The organism is Bordetella petrii (assembly GCF_020991325.1).
Taxonomy (GTDB): domain Bacteria; phylum Pseudomonadota; class Gammaproteobacteria; order Burkholderiales; family Burkholderiaceae_B; genus Bordetella_A; species Bordetella_A petrii_E.
This window is the reverse complement of the sequence record NZ_JAJMLX010000108.1, coordinates 1-13,898: the sequence shown is the minus strand read 5'-3', so window position 1 is coordinate 13,898 and position 13,898 is coordinate 1. Positions and strand designations below refer to the sequence as shown.

The 13,898-nt window shown below is 68.0% G+C and carries 13 protein-coding genes; 7 read left to right on the top strand and 6 right to left on the bottom strand.

Features of this window, described 5'->3' with window-relative positions; all coding sequences use genetic code 11:
- The coding region (locus LPZ50_RS12645; protein WP_230661838.1) for an ankyrin repeat domain-containing protein at nt 1–574 on the top strand (574 nt) is incomplete at its 5' end.
- Nucleotides 575–592: 18 nt separating this feature from the next.
- Here the strand turns inward: LPZ50_RS12645 and LPZ50_RS12640 are convergent.
- Complete coding sequence (locus tag LPZ50_RS12640; RefSeq protein WP_230661837.1) at nt 593–1,141, bottom strand: GNAT family N-acetyltransferase; 549 nt, start codon at nt 1,139–1,141, stop codon at nt 593–595.
- Nucleotides 1,138–2,175, bottom strand: a complete 1,038-nt coding sequence (locus LPZ50_RS12635) for a LacI family DNA-binding transcriptional regulator (RefSeq protein ID WP_230661836.1) — start codon at nt 2,173–2,175, stop codon at nt 1,138–1,140. Before LPZ50_RS12635 ends, LPZ50_RS12640 begins: the two co-directional genes overlap by 4 nt.
- A gap of 163 nt (nt 2,176–2,338) precedes the next feature.
- Between LPZ50_RS12635 and LPZ50_RS12630 the strand changes: the two genes are divergently transcribed.
- From LPZ50_RS12630 to LPZ50_RS12605, 6 genes are all read left to right on the top strand, one after another.
- Nucleotides 2,339–3,139 carry an SDR family NAD(P)-dependent oxidoreductase gene (locus LPZ50_RS12630; RefSeq protein WP_230661841.1) on the top strand — a complete coding sequence of 267 codons (801 nt, stop codon included), beginning with the start codon at nt 2,339–2,341 and terminating at the stop codon, nt 3,137–3,139.
- 97 nt (nt 3,140–3,236) lie between these two features.
- Entirely contained in the window at nt 3,237–4,271 is a 1,035-nt protein-coding gene (locus LPZ50_RS12625; RefSeq protein WP_230661835.1) for a TRAP transporter substrate-binding protein, read from the top strand.
- Complete coding sequence (locus LPZ50_RS12620) at nt 4,271–6,178, top strand: TRAP transporter large permease subunit (RefSeq protein ID WP_230661840.1); 1,908 nt, start codon at nt 4,271–4,273, stop codon at nt 6,176–6,178. Before LPZ50_RS12625 ends, LPZ50_RS12620 begins: the two co-directional genes overlap by 1 nt.
- Nucleotides 6,179–6,202: 24 nt before the next feature.
- The gene (locus LPZ50_RS12615) at nt 6,203–6,742 is read left to right on the top strand and encodes a VOC family protein (protein ID WP_230661834.1); all 540 of its coding nucleotides are present in this window, start codon (nt 6,203–6,205) and stop codon (nt 6,740–6,742) included.
- Entirely contained in the window at nt 6,739–8,034 is a 1,296-nt protein-coding gene (locus LPZ50_RS12610) for a ribulose-bisphosphate carboxylase large subunit family protein (RefSeq protein ID WP_230661833.1), read from the top strand. Before LPZ50_RS12615 ends, LPZ50_RS12610 begins: the two co-directional genes overlap by 4 nt.
- Nucleotides 8,031–9,335, top strand: coding sequence for a four-carbon acid sugar kinase family protein (locus LPZ50_RS12605; RefSeq protein WP_230661832.1), 1,305 nt, complete (start codon nt 8,031–8,033; stop codon nt 9,333–9,335). Before LPZ50_RS12610 ends, LPZ50_RS12605 begins: the two co-directional genes overlap by 4 nt.
- Before the next feature lie 137 nt (nt 9,336–9,472).
- Here LPZ50_RS12605 and LPZ50_RS12600 read toward each other — a convergent pair whose 3' ends face one another.
- From LPZ50_RS12600 to LPZ50_RS12585, 4 genes are all read right to left on the bottom strand, one after another.
- A complete protein-coding gene (locus LPZ50_RS12600) occupies nt 9,473–9,940 on the bottom strand; it encodes an NUDIX hydrolase (RefSeq protein WP_230661831.1) in 468 nt (155 codons plus the stop codon).
- Between the two features lie 3 nt (nt 9,941–9,943).
- On the bottom strand, nt 9,944–10,768 hold the full coding sequence (locus tag LPZ50_RS12595; protein ID WP_230661830.1) for a siderophore-interacting protein: 825 nt from the start codon (nt 10,766–10,768) through the stop codon (nt 9,944–9,946).
- 11 nt (nt 10,769–10,779) lie between these two features.
- Nucleotides 10,780–11,403 carry a PadR family transcriptional regulator gene (locus tag LPZ50_RS12590; RefSeq protein WP_419195593.1) on the bottom strand — a complete coding sequence of 208 codons (624 nt, stop codon included), beginning with the start codon at nt 11,401–11,403 and terminating at the stop codon, nt 10,780–10,782.
- A gap of 324 nt (nt 11,404–11,727) precedes the next feature.
- The gene (locus tag LPZ50_RS12585; RefSeq protein ID WP_230661829.1) at nt 11,728–13,833 is read right to left on the bottom strand and encodes a TonB-dependent receptor; all 2,106 of its coding nucleotides are present in this window, start codon (nt 13,831–13,833) and stop codon (nt 11,728–11,730) included.
- Between the last annotated feature and the right edge of the window lie 65 nt (nt 13,834–13,898).

Sequence of the window (13,898 nt, the reverse complement as noted above, 5' to 3'; positions counted from 1 at the left end):
GGCGGCCGCCACGGGCAGCGGGCCGGACGTCCAGGCCTTGCTGGGACAGGGCGCGCCCATCGAAGCGCGCGACAGCCAGGGGCGCACGCCCTTGCTGGTGGCCACCCATCGCAACAATGTGCCCGCCGCCCGGGTGCTGATCGAGGCCGGCGCCGACGTGAACGCCAAGGACGCCATTCACGACAGCCCCTACTTGTACGCCGGCGCGCGCGGCCACGACCAGATACTGGCCATGGCGCTGGCGCATGGCGCCGACCTGGAAAGCGTGAACCGCTATGGCGGCACGGCGTTGATCCCGGCCGCCGAACGTGGGCACGTGCAGACGGTGCGCACCCTGATCGAGGCCGGCGTGGATGTCGATCATGTCAACAACCTGGGCTGGACGGCCCTGCTCGAGGCCATCATCCTGGGCGATGGCGGGCCGCGCCATGTGCAGATTGTGCAGTTGCTGGTCGACGCCGGCGCGGATGTCGGCCTGGCCGATGGCAAGGGTGTGACGCCGCTGGCGCATGCGCGCCAGCACGGCTATGCGGAGATTGAACGGATATTGGCGCAGGCGGGCGCGCGGGAATAGCCGGCGGCCCGGCGCGGGTCAGCCGCCAACCAGCAACCCATACAGCGCCGAATCCGAAACCACGCCGTTGATTTCCCAGCGTTGGCGCAGCAGGCCTTCCTGGACGAAGCCCAGGCGCTCCAGGGCCTTGGCCGACGCGTGGTTGTCCGGGTCGATTTCGGCTTCGATGCGGCGCAGCTTCAGGGTTTGGAAACCATGCGCAATCAGGGCGCGGCCCGCTTCGTTAATGTAGCCCTTGCCCCAATGGGGCCTGCCCAGCCCGAAGCCGATTTCGGCGCGCCGCGAGCCCTTGTCGTGGTTGAACAGCATGCACTTGCCGGCCAGGTGGCCCGACGATTTCTCGTAAATGCCCAGCGTCAGGGATTCCTGGCGCTCGTTGGCCAGCACGCTGTCGGCGATGAAGGCGTGCGCGTCGGCCATGGATGTCCAGGGCGCGGTATTCCAGTACTGCATGACCTGCGGGTCGGAAAAAATCGCCAGCAGGGCCTCGGCGTCTTGCGCGGCCAGGGGGCGCAGCGCCAGGCGCTCGGTGTCCAGGCGGGGGTGGTACGGGGTGTTGGACGTCAAGGCAGGTTCTCGCGAAAAATCACGTCGGTGCGGGTGGCCTCTACACCTGACAGCACGCTGCGGTGTTCGCGCAGGTTGTTGAAAATGCGGATGCTGTTCAGGATGGTGGTCAGCGGGCTTTGATTGATGACGGCGTCCATGCCGCCATCGATCAGCAGGGCGCGTGTGTCGGGCGTCAGGCCGTGGCCGATGAACACGATGTCGTGCTGGCGGCCGCATTCTTTCAGGGCCTGTCCGATGCCTTCGGCCCCGCCGCCGATATTGTAGATGGCGGCCAGGTCGGGGTGTTCCTTCAGCAGCGCCAGGGTCTGGCGGTAGTTGGTATCGGCATCGTCGTAGCCTTCGCGCAGGCCCACCACCCGTACTTGCGGATATTGTTCGGCGAACAGGTGCATGAAGCCGGCCTCGCGTTCTTCGTGGGCGCGGTAGCTTAGCGAGCCGGCCAGCATCGCCACCTTGGCCCCACGCCGCCGGGGCCCCAGGAAGCGGCCGATCAGGTGAGCGGCGGTGCGGCCGGCGGCGCGATTGTCCAGGCCCACGTAGGCGCTGCGGCGCGAATGGGAAAGATCGGACACCAGGGTCACGCTGGGTATGCCGCGGTCGGCCAGCTCGGCCACGGCCTCGCGCACCTTGGGGTGTTCCAGCGCCATGAATGCCACGCCGTCGCTTTGCCTGCCGCGCCGCAGCAGGATGCGGGTGAGCGCATCGGGGTCGAAGCTTTCCACCGGCGCCACGCGGCAACTGACGTTATAGGGCGCCCAGTGTTCCTGCGAATGCCGCACCCATTCGCCCAGCATCCATAAAAAGCGGCTGCTGCGGTTGGGCAAGATATACAGCAGCCGCATGGGCGGGGGCGCCATCGCGGCATACAGCTCGGCCTGGGGCAGGTACTGCAGTTCGGCGGCGGCCTTCATCACGCGCTGCAGGGTGGCCTGGCGCACGCCCGGGCGCCGGTGCAGGGCGCGGTCGACCGTGGCCGGGGACACGCCGGCCAGTCGCGCAATATCAATCACGGTGGGCAATACCTGGGACACCGGGGTTCTCCGAATGTGCGGTGAATCGCGGGCTATACATTACACGCATCCGTGATGGTCACCTCAAAAACCATCAAAAAACCCGCTTGGGAAATCAACGGCGGCAAGCCTATCCTACGCAACTATCCGTAGCCGCCCCGTCGGGGCATACAAGGAAAACATGATGGAGACAGCAGGCAGGCTGGCCGGCCGCGTGGCATTGGTATTCGGCGCCGGTTCGGTGGGCGAAGGGTGGGGCAACGGCAAGGCCGCGGCGGCCGCCTATGCCCGCCAGGGCGCCCGGGTGGTGGCGGTGGACCGCGTGGGCGAAGCCGCGCAAGCCACCCAGGACGCCATACGCGCCGAGGGCCTCGAAGCCCTGGGCCTGCAGGCCGACGTGACCGACTATGCCGACGTGCAGCGTGTGGTGGACCAGGCCCTGGCGCAGTACGGCCAGATCGACATCCTGCACAACAACGTGGGCATTACCTCGCAAGGCGGCCCGGTGGAAACCGGCGAAGACGTCTGGGACCGCGTCATGACAGTGAACGTCAAGAGCATGTTCCTGACCTGCAAGGCCGTGCTGCCCCACATGGAGGCGCGCGAGCGCGGCGCCATCGTCAACATCGGCGCCCTGGGCGGCGTTCGCTGGACGGGCTATGCCTACTGCGCCTACGCGGCGTCGAAAGGGGCGGTGAACTCTTTTACCCAGAGCGTGGCGTTACAGTACGCCGCCAAGGGCATACGGGCCAACTGCATCCTGCCGGGCGTGATGGACACTCCCCATATCTACCAGCAGATTTCGGGCTTCTACCAGAACACCCGGGAAATGGTCGAGGCGCGCAACAAGTTGTCGCCCACCGGCCGCATGGGCGACGGGTGGGACGTGGCCCATGCCGCCGTGTTCCTGGCGTCCGACGAGGCGCGCTACATCAATGGCGTGGAGTTGTTCGTGGACGGCGGCATGCACGCCCGCTGCAATTGATTCCCCGGGGGCCGGCGCCAAGGCGGGCGGACCCGGTTCCGATATTTCCAACATCGCCGGCCCCAGGCCGGTGAGCTTGCGCACAGGAGACAGTGCCATGACGTATAACAAGACCTTCACGCGCCGCAGTGCGCTGCGTACCCTGGCGGGCCTGCCGCTGGCCGCCAGCATGATAGGCGTGCCCCGGCTGGCCAGCGCCGCGGCGCCCGAATATGTATTCAAGTACGGCAACAACCTGCCCAACAGCCATCCGCTGAACATCCGCGCCCAGGAAGCGGCGGCCCGTGTCGCCAAGGAAAGCAACGGCCGCATGGAAGTGCGGGTGTTCCCCAACAACCAGCTGGGCGGCGATACCGACATGCTGGCCCAGGTGCGCAGCGGCGGCATCGACATGTTCAACGCGGGCACCATGGTCATCGCCACGCTGGCGCCCATCAGCGCAATCACCGCCATCGGGTTCGCGTTCTCGGATGACCAGGAAGTATGGAACGCGGTGGACGGCAAGCTGGGCAACAGCATCCGCGCGGCGTTCGCCAAGGTGGGCCTGTACACCCTGGACAAGATGTGGAACAACGGCTTCCGTCAGGTGACCAGCAGTTCGCATCCGGTGGCCACGGCCGCCGACCTGGACGGCATGAAGATCCGCGTGCCGGTCAGCCCCATGGGCATTTCGCTGTTCAAGTCTTTGTCGGCCGCGCCTACCAGCCTGCAGTTCAGCGAGGTGTACTCGGCCCTGCAGACCAAGGTGGTGGATGCCCAGGAAAACCCCCTGGCCATCGTGCAGACGGCCAAGCTGTACGAAGTGCAGAAGTATTGCTCGCTGACCAACCACAGCTGGGACGGCTACCACCTGGTGGTGAACGGGCGCGCGTGGCGCGGCCTGCCGGACGACCTGAAGACCATCTACGCGCGCGCCTTCAATGAGGCCGGCCTGCAGCAGCGCGATGACCTGGTCAAGCTGAACACCACGCTGCAGGACGAGCTGACATCCAAAGGCCTGCAGTTCAACACGGCCGAGGCCGACAGCTTTCGCGAGCAGTTGCGCAAGGCGGGCTTTTACGCCGAATGGAAGCAGAAGTTCGGCGCCCAGGCCTGGGCCCTGCTGGAAGAATCCGTCGGCAAGGTGTCGTGATGGCCGCGGGCCACGAGACCAAGGCTGTGTGGACGGCCGGAACGCCGTCCGCCGCGCCGGCGCGCCCGGTCAACGGATCGGGCCTGCTGGCCTGGGCCGACCGCGCGCTGGGCGTCGTGTCCGAAGTGCCGGCGGCCCTGCTGGTGCTGGCGGAAGTGGCGGTGCTGCTGTCGGGCGTGGTGGCTCGTTACGTGTTCCACGAACCCATCGTCTGGTCCGATGAACTGGCTTCGATCCTGTTCTTGTGGCTGTCGATGCTGGGTGCGGTGATCGCCCTGCGGCGCGGGGCGCACATGCGCATGACGGCGGTGGTGGCCAAGTGCCGGCCCGCCACCCGCGCCTTCCTGGAAACCTTTGCGCTCGCCGCGGCCCTGGTGTTCCTGGTGCTGCTGATCCATCCGGCCTGGGAATACGCGTACGAAGAGGCCATCATCGTCACGCCCGCCATGGAAATCAGCAACGCCTGGCGCGCGGCCGCCCTGCCCACGGGCACGCTGCTGATGCTGCTGGTGTGCATTGTGCGGCTGCTGCGCAGCGAGCACACGCAGTACGTGGTGCCGGCGGTGCTGGCCGCCATCGCCGTGTCGCTGCTGTTCTGGCTGGCCGGCCCCTGGCTGATGACGCTGGGCAAGCTGAACCTGGTGATTTTCTTCGCGGGCGTGGTGGGAGCCTGCGTGTTCGCTGGCGTGCCGATTGCGTTCTCGTTCGCGCTGGCCACCTTCGGGTTCCTGGCCCTTACCACGCGCACCCCCATGCTGGTCATGGTGGGGCGGCTGGACGAAGGCATGTCGCACCTGATCCTGCTGGCGGTGCCGCTGTTCGTGCTGCTGGGCATGCTGATCGAGATGACCGGCATGGCGCGCGCCATGGTGCAGTTCCTGTCCAGCCTGCTGGGCCACGTGCGCGGCGGGCTGAACTACGTGCTGATTGCCGGCATGTACCTGGTGTCGGGCATTTCGGGTTCCAAGACCGCCGACATGGCCGCCATTGCGCCGGTGTTGCTGCCCGAAATGAAGAAGCGCGGCGCCAAGCCGGGCGACCTGATCGCCCTGCTGTCCACCACCGGGGCGCAAACCGAGACCATTCCGCCGTCCATCGTGCTGATCACGATAGGCTCGGTGGCCGGTGTGTCGATCTCGGCGCTGTTCACCGGCGGCATGCTGCCGGGCCTGGTGCTGGGCCTGGCGCTGTGCGTGATCGTGTGGTGGCGCTACCGCCACGAAGATCTCAGCAATGTGCCGCGCGTGGCGCGCGGCGTCATCGGCAAGAGCTTCCTGGTGGCGCTGCCGGCGCTTGCCTTGCCCTTCGTGATCCGCGCGGCGGTAGTGGAAGGCGTGGCCACCGCCACGGAAGTCTCCACCATCGGCATCGCGTACTCGGTCATTGCGGGCCTGCTGCTGTACCGGCAGTTCGATGTGCGGCGCCTGCCCGGCATCCTGACCGAGACCGCCATGCTGTCGGGGGCCATCCTGTTCATCATCGGCTGCGCCACGGCCATGGCCTGGGCGCTGACGCAGTCGGGCTTCGCGCATGACCTGGCCGAGGCCATGAGCGCGCTGCCCGGCGGCAAGTACACCTTCATGGCGGTGTCGCTGGTGGCGTTCATCGTGCTGGGCAGCGTGCTGGAAGGCATACCGGCCATCGTGCTGTTCGGGCCGCTGATGTTTCCCATTGCGCGCGAGCTGGGCATTCACGAAGTGCACTACGCCATGGTGGTCATCCTGGCCATGGGCGTGGGCCTGTTCGCGCCGCCGTTCGGCGTAGGCTATTACGGCGCCTGCGCGGTGGGCAAGGTAGACCCCAACGAGGGCATCGGCCCCATCTGGGGCTATATGGCCGCGCTGCTGGTGGGCCTGGTCCTGGTGGCGGCCATTCCGTGGATTTCCATCGGCTTTCTCGACAACTGATCTTTTTTCGCACGGGAGCATTTCATGAGCCGGTTTCTCGGCCAGATCCGCCAGTTGGGCTATGTGGTGCCCGACATCGAGGCCGCCATGGCCTACTGGAGCAACACCCTGGGCGTGGGCCCGTGGTTCTACAACCCGCGCGTGCCCATCGTGGACTATCACTACGACAACCTGCCGTACGAGCCGCATAACTCGGTGGCGCTGGCCAATTCTGGCTATGTGCAGGTGGAACTGATCCAGACGCGCAACGACGTGCCGTCGATGTACCGCGATTTCCTGCAGGCGGGCCGCACGGGCCTGCAGCATGTGGCCTACTGGACGGAAGACTACGACGCCGATCTGGAACGCCTGCTGGCGCAAGGCTTCAAGCCCAAGATGCGCGGCGAAGTGGGCGAGCGCGGCCGCTTCATCTATTTCGACACCGAATATCACCCGGGCACGGTAATCGAGCTGTCCGAAGTGTCGGGCCCCAAGGGCCGCATGTTCCAGCAGATCCGCGAAGCGGCCGACGGCTGGGACGGCAGCGACCCGGTGCGCCCCTTCCCCAGCCTGGGGGCGCAATGAGCGCCACGCTTGCGGCGCAGGGCGACGGACGCATCCGCGCCAGCTATGTAATTGAAACCCCGTTGGATCCGGCGGCCGTGGCCGAGGTGATGGCGGGCGAGCAATCGTGCGGCACCTTCACCCGCGTAGCGGGCGAGACCGACGCGCTGCGCGCCCGCGCGCGCGCCGTGGTCGAACGCGTGCAACTGCTGGACGAGGCGGCTGCCCCCAGCCTACCCAATGCCTTGCTGGAACGGCGCGGCCAGGCGGGGCCGTGGCGCCGCGCGCGCATCGACATTGCATTTCCGCCGGCGAATATCGGCGCCAACCTGCCCACGCTTGCCAGCACCGTGGCGGGCAACCTGTATGACCTGGGCGAGGTGACCGGCCTGCGCCTGGAAACCCTGCAACTGCCGGCCGAATACCGCGCGCGCTTCGATTTTCCGCGCGCGGGCATCGCTGGCACGCGCCGGGCCGCGGGCGTGGCCAGCGGGGCGCTGGTAGGTACGATCATCAAGCCCAACGTGGGTTTTTCGGCGGAGCAGACGGCCGAACTGGTGGCGCAGCTGTGCGCCGCCGGTGTGGACTTCATCAAGGACGACGAAGTGTGCGCCGACCCCGAGCACGCGCCGCTGGCGCAGCGCGTGCCCGCGGTGATGCGCGTGGTGCGCGAGCATGCCGAGCGCACCGGCAAAAAGGTGATGGTGGCCTTCAACATTACCGACGAAACCGATGCCATGCGGCGCCATGCCGACTTGGTGGAACGCGAGGGCGGCACCTGCGTCATGGCCAGCCTGAACGCCTGCGGGTACTCGGCCATTCAGAGCCTGCGGCGCCATACGCCGCTGGTGCTGCATGGGCACCGCAACGGCTTCGGCGCCCTGTCACGCCACCCGCTGCTGGGTATAGGCTTCCAGGCATACCAGACGCTGTGGCGCCTGGCCGGGGTAGACCACATGCACGTGCATGGCCTGCAGGGCAAGTTCTCGCAGCCCGACGACGAAGTGATCAGCGGCGCGCGCGATTGCTATACGCCCCTGGCGGCCGGGCTGGCGCAGGACGACACCGTGATGCCGGCGTTTTCTTCCGGCCAATGGGCGGGCACCGTGCCCGCCACCTGGGCCGCCATCGGCCGCGACGACCTGCTGTTCATGGCGGGCGGCGGCATCCTGGCGCATCCCGACGGCGCGGCGGCGGGAGTGACGAGCATACGCCAGGCCTGGCAGGCCGCGCGTAGCGGTGCGCAACTGGCCGACTATGCGCACCAGGCGCCGGAACTGGCGCGCGCGCTGGCATTTTTCGGCTCGCGATGAACCTGCCCGCGCCGCGCCTGGCGTACTACGGCGATGATTTCACCGGAGCCACCGATGCGCTGGCCACGGCCACGCGCAATGGCCTGCGCAGCCTGCTTTTCTTTGGGGTGCCCACGGCAGCCCAGCGCGAACGCGCCGGACCGCTGGACTGCCTGGGCATCGCCGGCGCCACCCGGGCCATGGCGCCGGATGCGATGCGCGCCGTCCTGCGGCCGGCGGCGCAGTTTTTCCAAAGCCTGGGCCCGCGCGTGGTGCACTACAAAGTGTGTTCCACCTTCGACAGCGCCGCGCAGGTGGGCAATATCGCAGTGGCGATGCAGGAACTGGGTCAGTCGGTACGGCAGCCCTTGCCCGTCATCGTGGGCGGGCAGCCCAGCCTGGGACGCTATTGCGTGTTCGCGCAGTTGTACGCGGCCGCCGACGGCGAGGTGCACCGCATCGATCGGCATCCCACCATGAGCCGGCACCCGGTTACGCCCATGCACGAGGCCGACCTGCGCCGGCACTTCGCCCAGCTGGGCGCGGGCCGGGTGGACAGCATCGACTACCGTACCTGCGCGCTGGGCCCCGCCGCCATTGACGAGCGCATGCGGGCCTTGCAGGCAGAGGGCGCGGATGCGGTCTTGTTCGACGTAGCCCGGCAGGATGACCTGGGCGCGATCGGGGCGGTGCTGGCCCAGGCGGCGCAGCACGAACCGCTGCTGGCCGTGGGCGCCAGCAGCGTCATCGAGGCCTTGGGCAGCCAATGGGGCAATGCGGCCGCGGCTCCCGCCGATATTTATCCGGCGGCCTCCGGCCCGGTGCTGTTGCTGGCCGGCAGCCTGTCGCCGGTGACGGCGCGGCAGGTGCAGGCCGCGGTGTCGTACCGCAAGGTGCGGCTCGATCCGCAACGCCTGGCAGGCGATGACGACGCCTACCGCGCGGCCATGGCGGCCGAACTGGCGCAAGCCCTGCGCGGCGGCGAACATGTGCTGGCCTGGATAGACAATGCGCAGGGCGAGCGTACCCAAGGTGTACACAGCCATGCACTGGCCCGGGCCGGCGGACGGCTGCTGGATGCGGTACTGCGGCAGCAGCGTGTGCACCGCCTGGGCGTGGCGGGCGGCGACAGCTCGAGCCTGGCCATGCAGGCCCTGGATGCCTGGGGCCTGTCGCACCTGGCGCGCATCGAGCCCGGCGTGGCCCTGTGCCGCCTGCACAGCGATGTGCCCGCGTTGGACGGCATGGAGGTCATGCTGAAGGGAGGCCAGATGGGGTCGGTGGATTTGTTCGAGCGCTTGCTGCGCGGGGCCGGCGGCTAGCACGAAGCCGCAAAGCCAGCCGCTACAGCAACCCCCCCAGCCGGGCCAGCGCCACGGGCTGGGCGTGGCTGCCGGCGTGCAGCTTGACGTTCAGGTTGCGCACTGTGCGGCACGAAACGATGTCCGGCATTTGCCGTTCAATCCTGCCCGTCCGCGGCCAGGGTGGCGGCCTGGCGTGCGATGTCGGCTACGCCGAAGCTCAGGGCCAGGGCTTGCGAGTCCAGGTCGGCGAGGGCGAACCAGCGGGCATCCAGGGCATCGTCGCCGGCCCGGGGTTCGCCTTGCTGCCAACGGCACAGTACGGCGACCAGTACGTAATGGCGCCTGAGGCCGCCCCGGCTGTCGCGGTCGTATACGTCGACCGCGTTGAACGCTTGCAGGGCCTGGGCCTGCACGCCGGTTTCTTCGAGCAATTCGCGCACGGCGGCATCGTGCACGGTTTCGCCCGGTTCGATCTTGCCGCCGGGAAAGGCCCAGCGGCCCTGGTCGGGCGCGTGTGCGCGCTGCACCAGCAGCACCTGTCCGTCTCGGATGACGGCCGCGATTGCGGCGGCGATGGGGCCGCGCGCATCGCGGGCGGCAGTGGAAGCTGGGGACCGTGCCATGGTTCAGTCGCCAAACACTTCGTGCGCGCCCGCATCGCCGCGGCGCCAATAGCTGGCGGCGCGGATGCGCGATTTGTCGATGCCGCGTTCCTGCACCAGGTACTGGCGCACCGCGCGGATGGCGGCGGATTCGCCGGCCGCCCAGACATAGCCGTCGCCTTCTGGCAGCGCCAGGCGACGTACCACGCGTTCCAGCACGGGTTGGCCGTTGCGGGGTTCGACGTTCTCGTGCACCCAATGCAGGCTCAGGTCGGTGCGGGTGGGCAGGGCGATGCGGGCGTCCGGGTGGCGGGTTTCGATGATGGCCAGCACGCGCTTGCCGCGAGGCAGCTCTTCCAGCCGGCGGGCTATGGCGGGCAGGGCCGTTTCGTCGCCGATCAGCAGGTGCCAGTCGAAATCCTGCGGAATGATGAACGAGCCGCGCGGCCCGGCCACGCCCAGGTACTGGCCCGGTTTGGCCTGGGCCGCCCAGGTGGTGGCGGGGCCGTGGCCGTGCAGCACGAATTCGATGTCCAGCTCGCCAGTTCTGGCGTCATAGCGGCGCGGGGTGTAGTCGCGCGCGATGGGACGGGGCTGCCCTTCGGGAAATTCCGGGCCTTGCGGGCCGATGATGGGCATGACGGGCATGCCGTCGTCGCCGGGCAGGAACAGCTTGACGTGGTCGTCGAACGAGGCCGATACGAAACCGGCCAGGTCGTCGCCGCCCAGCGTCACGCGCACCAGCCACGAACCGATGCGCTGCACCTGGCGCACCTGCAGCAGGCGCGCCTTGAGCGGGTGCCGCACTTTTTGCACGGCACGGACGTCAGTAGAGGGGGAAGGGTCCATGAATGTCCTTGTCAGGTTGGATCACAGGGCGGGGCCGGTTCGCCCAGGATCTCGGCCGTGGCCCGGCGCAGCACGGCGGCGATGCGGCGCTGTTCGTCGGTGCCGGCATCGGTACGGCGCAACAACGCCTCGCGCAGGGCGCGGCGGGCGTCCACGAATTCGCGCAGCCAGCCGGTGGATTCCACGGCTTCCTGTACGCCGGCCTCGCCCTGCCAGGCCTGTTTCATCCAGGCCATTTTGCGGGCGGCATGCTGCAATAGGGCAAACAGCCGCTCGACGCGTTCGCGTTGGGCGTCCAGATAGGTGCGGCCGGTGTCGGCCAGGTGATAGCGCTTGCGGTTGCCATGTGTTTCCACGGTGGCGTAGTCCAGTTCTTCAAGGTATGTCAGCGCGGGGTAGATGACACCGGGACTGGGGGTGTAGAAACCGTTGGACCGGGCTTCCAGTTCCTTGATCAGTTCGTAGCCGTGGCGGGGCTGTTCCTCCAGCAGCGCCAGCAGCATCAACTGCAGTTCGTCGGCAGCGAACTTGCGGCCGCGCATCATGCCGCTGCCGTCACCGTCCATGCCGTGGCCGCCGCCCATCCCGCCGCGCCCGCCGCGCCGGCCGCGGTGGCCAGGGGGGTGCAGGTGCATGGGATGGCGCGCCAGGCCGGGGAAACCAGGAAAGTGTGGGAAAAGAGGGCGCATGAACATTCTCTAATATCTTACGATGTATCGTACGATAGTATTGAGCGAGAGCAATGTCAAGTATGGGTTCGCATTGCCCGGCGCCCGTCCTCCACGGCGCAACTTCAGCCGCTGCAAGTTTGCGCGGGAACAGCCGGGTGTCTGGCTCCCTCCGGGTGCCAGACACCGTTGTATGCCATGACAGTCTCAGCAGGACGGTGTCCGGCACCCTGGCGGGAGCCAGACACCCGGCGTTCCCCGGGAAAACTCGCCGCGGCGGCTTGCGGCACGCTAGAACCGATACGTGGCGGCCAGGCCGGCGGCCCAGGCGCGGCCCGGGGCGGGCTCGTAGTAGCGGTCTTGCCCGGCGTTGACGATGACCGAGCCCGCGTACTGGCGGTCGAGCAGGTTGTCGATGCGGGCGTAGGCGTCGAATCGCCAGTCCTGCCAGGACCAGGCGTAGCCGGCATGGACGGCGGCGGTGAAGTAGCCGGGCGCGCTGTGCTGGTTGGCGTCGTCGGCGTAAAGCGAACTGAGGTAGCGGCCTTCCACTCCGGCGCGCCAGCCTTGCGGCGGCGTCCAGGCCAGCGAGGCATAAGCCGAGTGCCGGGCGATGCCCGGAATGCGATTGCCGGCTGATACGCGGTTTTCGGGCAGGGGCTCGCCATCGTAGAAACCGTCGCGGTAACGAGCGTCCAGCCAGGTATAGGCCAGCGTGGCCTGCCAGTGGCGCGCGATGCTGCCGGACCAACTCAGCTCGACGCCTTGCCGGCGGGTGCGGCCCGCGTTCTGGTAAGTGGTGCGGCCGTCCTGGTTGGTATCGACCACGATTTCATCGTCGGTCAGGGTATGGAACACGGCGGCGGTAAACAGGCCTTGCGCGATGCGGGCCTTGGCGCCGGCCTCTACGCTGGTGTTCACCGCGGGCTGCAGGCCGAAGTTCAAGCCGGGCCGGCCGTCGGGGCGATAGGAAATCTCGTTGAACGTGGGGGTCTCGAAACCCCGGCCGGCGGTGGCGTACAGGTTCAGGCCGGGGTTGACCTGGTATCGCAGCGCCGCCACGGGCAGGGCCTTGCGGTAGCGGGCCTTGCCGCTGTCGTCGCCATTGCCGGGGGCGATGTATTGGTCGTGCGAATCGAAGCGTACCGTGCTGTAGCGCAGGCCGGCCTCCAACTGCCATGCCGGCGCGAATTGCCAGGTAGCCTGCACGTAGGGGTCCAGGTTCCAGACGGTGTTGCGTTCCTTGCGGCGCAGCGCGCCCTGCACGCCCAGTTCGGGGCCTTGCGGCGTGTCGATGTAGTTTTCGTAGCCGCGCCGGTCTTCGGTCATGGTGTCATAGGCAACGCCGGCGGCCACGGTGAACGGCCGGCGGGCCAGCTTCAGGCGCGACGTCCAGCGCACATCGGCGCCGCCGTAGTCGCGCTGCAGGTCGATCACGCCGCCGGCCTGGCCCGGCGCGGCCTGCACCGCTACGGGGATGGACAGGAACTGGCGGGTGTGCCGCTGGCCGTAATACAGCATCACGCGCAGATCGTTGTCGCCATCCAGGGGATGCTCGTAGACGGCGCCCCCTTGCGCCTGGCGCACGGTCTTGCGGGTGTTGAACAGCAGCGCGCTGGGCGCTGCGGCACGCGGGTCTTCCTCGAATTCCTGGCGCGTCAGGCCCTGCGGGTCGTCCGCCGTCAGGTTCACGCTGTTCAACACCAGGGTCAGGCGGCGGCCGGCGTCCAGCCCGATGCCCAGCCTGGCGTTGGCCAAGGTCTTGCGCGCGGCACTGTGCTGGCGGTACCCGTCGGTCAGGTAGCGATTGGTGCTGAGCAGATAGCTCAGTTCACGCGGCTCGTTGCCTTGCGAGCCGCTGGCCTGCGCGCCATAGCGGCGCTGGCCGTCGCTGCCGGCGGCGAAATCGGCGCCGATGCGCGGGGGGCCCGCACCCGGCTCGGTATAGATCTGGATCACGCCGCCCGACGAATTGCCATGCAATGCGGAAAACGGCCCGCGCAGGATTTCCACGCGGTCGATCGAGGCAATGTCGATATTGGACGTCTGCCCCTGGCCGTCCGGCATGGTGGCGGGAATGCCGTCCACATACAGGCGCACGCCGCGCACGCCGAATGTCGAGCGGGCGCCGAAGCCGCGCAGCGACAATTGCAGGTCTTGCGCGTAGTTCTGGCGGTTCTGTACCAGCAGGCCCGGCACGCCATTCAGGCTTTCCGACAGGTTCACTTGCAGCCGGCTGTCGCGCATGGCGCGGCCTTCGATGATATCTACCGATGCGGGGGCATCGAACGCTGGCTGGGCGATCCAGGTGCTGGTGCTGACCACCACCGGCTCCAGCGTGGTGGTGCCTTCGGCCGCATGCGCGCCGGTGCAGGCCAGAGCCAGCGCGGCACCCATTCACGTCCACCCGGGGAAACCCCACTCCATGTCCGATGCGCCAGATCTCTGGTTTTCATACGTCC

What these genes read in the sequence shown, in the direction of transcription:
- LPZ50_RS12630 (WP_230661841.1), top strand. Translation starts at nt 2,339, where the DNA reads ATGGAGACAGCAGGCAGGCTGGCCGGCCGCGTGGCATTGGTATTCGGC.
- LPZ50_RS12625 (WP_230661835.1), top strand. Translation starts at nt 3,237, where the DNA reads ATGACGTATAACAAGACCTTCACGCGCCGCAGTGCGCTGCGTACCCTG.
- LPZ50_RS12620 (WP_230661840.1), top strand. Translation starts at nt 4,271, where the DNA reads ATGGCCGCGGGCCACGAGACCAAGGCTGTGTGGACGGCCGGAACGCCG.
- LPZ50_RS12615 (WP_230661834.1), top strand. Translation starts at nt 6,203, where the DNA reads ATGAGCCGGTTTCTCGGCCAGATCCGCCAGTTGGGCTATGTGGTGCCC.
- LPZ50_RS12610 (WP_230661833.1), top strand. Translation starts at nt 6,739, where the DNA reads ATGAGCGCCACGCTTGCGGCGCAGGGCGACGGACGCATCCGCGCCAGC.
- LPZ50_RS12605 (WP_230661832.1), top strand. Translation starts at nt 8,031, where the DNA reads ATGAACCTGCCCGCGCCGCGCCTGGCGTACTACGGCGATGATTTCACC.
- LPZ50_RS12600 (WP_230661831.1), bottom strand. Translation starts at nt 9,940, where the DNA reads ATGGCACGGTCCCCAGCTTCCACTGCCGCCCGCGATGCGCGCGGCCCC.
- LPZ50_RS12595 (WP_230661830.1), bottom strand. Translation starts at nt 10,768, where the DNA reads ATGGACCCTTCCCCCTCTACTGACGTCCGTGCCGTGCAAAAAGTGCGG.
- LPZ50_RS12590 (WP_419195593.1), bottom strand. Translation starts at nt 11,403, where the DNA reads ATGCACCTGCACCCCCCTGGCCACCGCGGCCGGCGCGGCGGGCGCGGC.
- LPZ50_RS12585 (WP_230661829.1), bottom strand. Translation starts at nt 13,833, where the DNA reads ATGGGTGCCGCGCTGGCTCTGGCCTGCACCGGCGCGCATGCGGCCGAA.